The 2,053-nt window shown below is 60.0% G+C and carries 3 protein-coding genes and 1 pseudogene; 2 read left to right on the top strand and 2 right to left on the bottom strand.

All coding sequences use genetic code 11. From position 1 onward, the window contains the following. A pseudogene (locus tag AAC083_RS23055) lies at positions 1-152 on the top strand (aldo/keto reductase); the annotation flags it as partial. Positions 153-230: 78 nt separating this feature from the next. Here the strand turns inward: AAC083_RS23055 and AAC083_RS11650 are convergent. Continuing rightward, positions 231-509, bottom strand: a complete 279-nt coding sequence (locus tag AAC083_RS11650) for an RNA recognition motif domain-containing protein (protein WP_080741091.1) — start codon at positions 507-509, stop codon at positions 231-233. A 218-nt stretch (positions 510-727) separates the two neighbouring features. After that, positions 728-1,270, bottom strand: coding sequence for a hypothetical protein (locus AAC083_RS11645; protein WP_042034362.1), 543 nt, complete (start codon positions 1,268-1,270; stop codon positions 728-730). A 167-nt stretch (positions 1,271-1,437) separates the two neighbouring features. On the opposite strand from AAC083_RS11645, the gene AAC083_RS11640 reads away from it, so the two are divergent. After that, on the top strand, positions 1,438-2,053 hold a 616-nt coding region (locus AAC083_RS11640; RefSeq protein WP_108536677.1), incomplete at its 3' end, for a penicillin-insensitive murein endopeptidase.

The raw sequence follows: 2,053 nt of genomic DNA, 5'->3' as shown, positions 1-2,053 counted from the left end.
GGGTGATGATGTTGCCAAGCCAGCCGTTGCCGCTGATAGGCTCAGGCAAGCGGGAGCGGATCGCCGCCGCCGTGGCCGCCGAGTCCATCGTGCTCAACCGCCAGCAGTGGTTCCGCATTCGCAAGGCGGCGCTCGGGTATGACGTGCCCTGACCCTGTATGGCAGTGGCATAACGCACCAACAAAAACGGCATGGGGGATACCCATGCCGTTCTGCATTATCAAGGCAACTCAACGATGACGCTGGGGGCGACCACGTGGTGCATCTGTCTTCGGTTTGGCTTGGTTGACTGTGATGGTGCGGCCACCGATTTCGGTGCCATGTAAACCGGCGATAGCCTTCTCAGCATCGCCATTGACAGGCATTTCAATAAAGCCAAACCCCTTGGACTGACCGGTATCGCGATCGATGATGATATCGACCTTTTCTACCTGCCCAAATTGGCTGAACACGGTTGTCAGTTCGTCGGCCGTCATCCGGTACGACAGATTACCTACGTAAATCTTCATGCCATCCACTCTCGATTCAAGGTGCCTTCTCTATCCAATCACCAACACAGAAGTAAGGGCACACCCTCCATGCCGGACCTGCCAGGGCATCATGCCGAGGCACTCCCCGTTTTGTTCACTCAAGCCATTGATCTCTTGGGTGAACAGAACAGGCAAGATCAATTCGAGTCACTGGCAGTATCTGAGCTTTGAGGCGGATTGTCGAGAAAATAGTCAGCTCACATGGGAAGCAGCGCCTTGAGCATCTCCTTGAGTGCGCGGCGACCATGCCAGGCCCGTTTAAAGCCAAAGCGATAAATGCCGGGTGCGACTTCGTGGGTGCCCTCACGACCTAGCCCCATCAGTTTGGTCGCCGCCGCAAGCTGCTCACCATCGAGCCGAAGATCCAGGCTGAACGCCAGCCACTGGCCGTCGTGGCCCACCGTGCGATCCCGCTCAATGCCGACCAGAGCCGCTCTTGGCAGAGCCAGCGCCCTGTCATCGCTGCCATTGAGCAGGTAGAGGCGCTCGTCGTCCCAGGCAAGTTCGGCCAGTCGCCAGCGCTGCCAGTTGCGAGGCAACACCATCATCAACAGCACTATGCCGCCAAACACCACCCCCACCCAAGGCAGCAGCCCCATCGCCGGATAGCCCAGGCCGACGGCGGCCAGCACAGTCACCAGACTCGCCAGCAGCAAGATCCCCATCACAGGATAAAAACGTCGGGCGGGAGGCATCAGGCAACAGAGCCCCGCCTTATCCACCAGCTCACTCACCTTCATCTCGCTCTCCTTATGTTCTCGTGCGCTCACCTAGATGTGTCGCGCATTGTGCGGGAGCCGGACGCCAAGATGCAACCCGACCGGCAAGTCGGGTGACGACCTCGCCAGACTCTTGATATGATTGGGGTTATCTGAGCCCACCTCTTAGCGTAATTGTCGGGAGTCTCATGCTTGCTACCACCCTGCTGTTCATGGCCAGTGCCCTGCATGCCGGTGCCCACCCAATCGCTCCTGAAGCCATTGGCGGCTATTCGGCCGGCTGCCTCAAACATAGCATGGCCCTCCCGCTGACAGGGCCCGGCTATCAGGTGATCCGCAGCAAACGACTGCGCTACTACGGTCACCCCGACCTTATTCACTATCTCACGACCCTGGCAAACCAGACCCGGATGGCCGGCATGCCGGATCTCTATATCGCCGATCTGGCCATGGCCCACGGCGGCCCTTTCAGCTCGGGCCATCGCAGCCACCAGACCGGGCTCGATGCCGACATCTGGTTCCGGATGGCCAACCAGCCCATCAGCAAATGGGAACAGGATGCCCCCAAAGAGTGGGCGCTGATCGACGAGCCCAGTTACCGGGTCTTGCCGGGACGTTTCGGTCCCCAGCAACTGGAACTGCTGCGCCTGGCGGCCAGCAAGCCCGAGGTTGCCCGCATCTTTATCAATCCGGTGCTCAAGGGCGAGGTGTGCAAGCGGGCCGCTGATGAACCCTGGGTCGCCAAGCTACGTCCCTGGGTCGGCCACTTCAGCCACTTCCATGTGCGGCTGCACTGTCCGGCTG

It is taken from the genome of Aeromonas sp. HMWF014, assembly GCF_963878295.1.
Classification (GTDB): domain Bacteria; phylum Pseudomonadota; class Gammaproteobacteria; order Enterobacterales; family Aeromonadaceae; genus Aeromonas; species Aeromonas popoffii.
The sequence above is the reverse complement of the archived record's forward strand: the minus strand, read 5'-3'. Positions and strand labels throughout refer to the sequence as shown.

What these genes read in the sequence shown, in the direction of transcription:
- AAC083_RS11650 (WP_080741091.1), bottom strand. Translation starts at nt 509, where the DNA reads ATGAAGATTTACGTAGGTAATCTGTCGTACCGGATGACGGCCGACGAA.
- AAC083_RS11645 (WP_042034362.1), bottom strand. Translation starts at nt 1,270, where the DNA reads ATGAAGGTGAGTGAGCTGGTGGATAAGGCGGGGCTCTGTTGCCTGATG.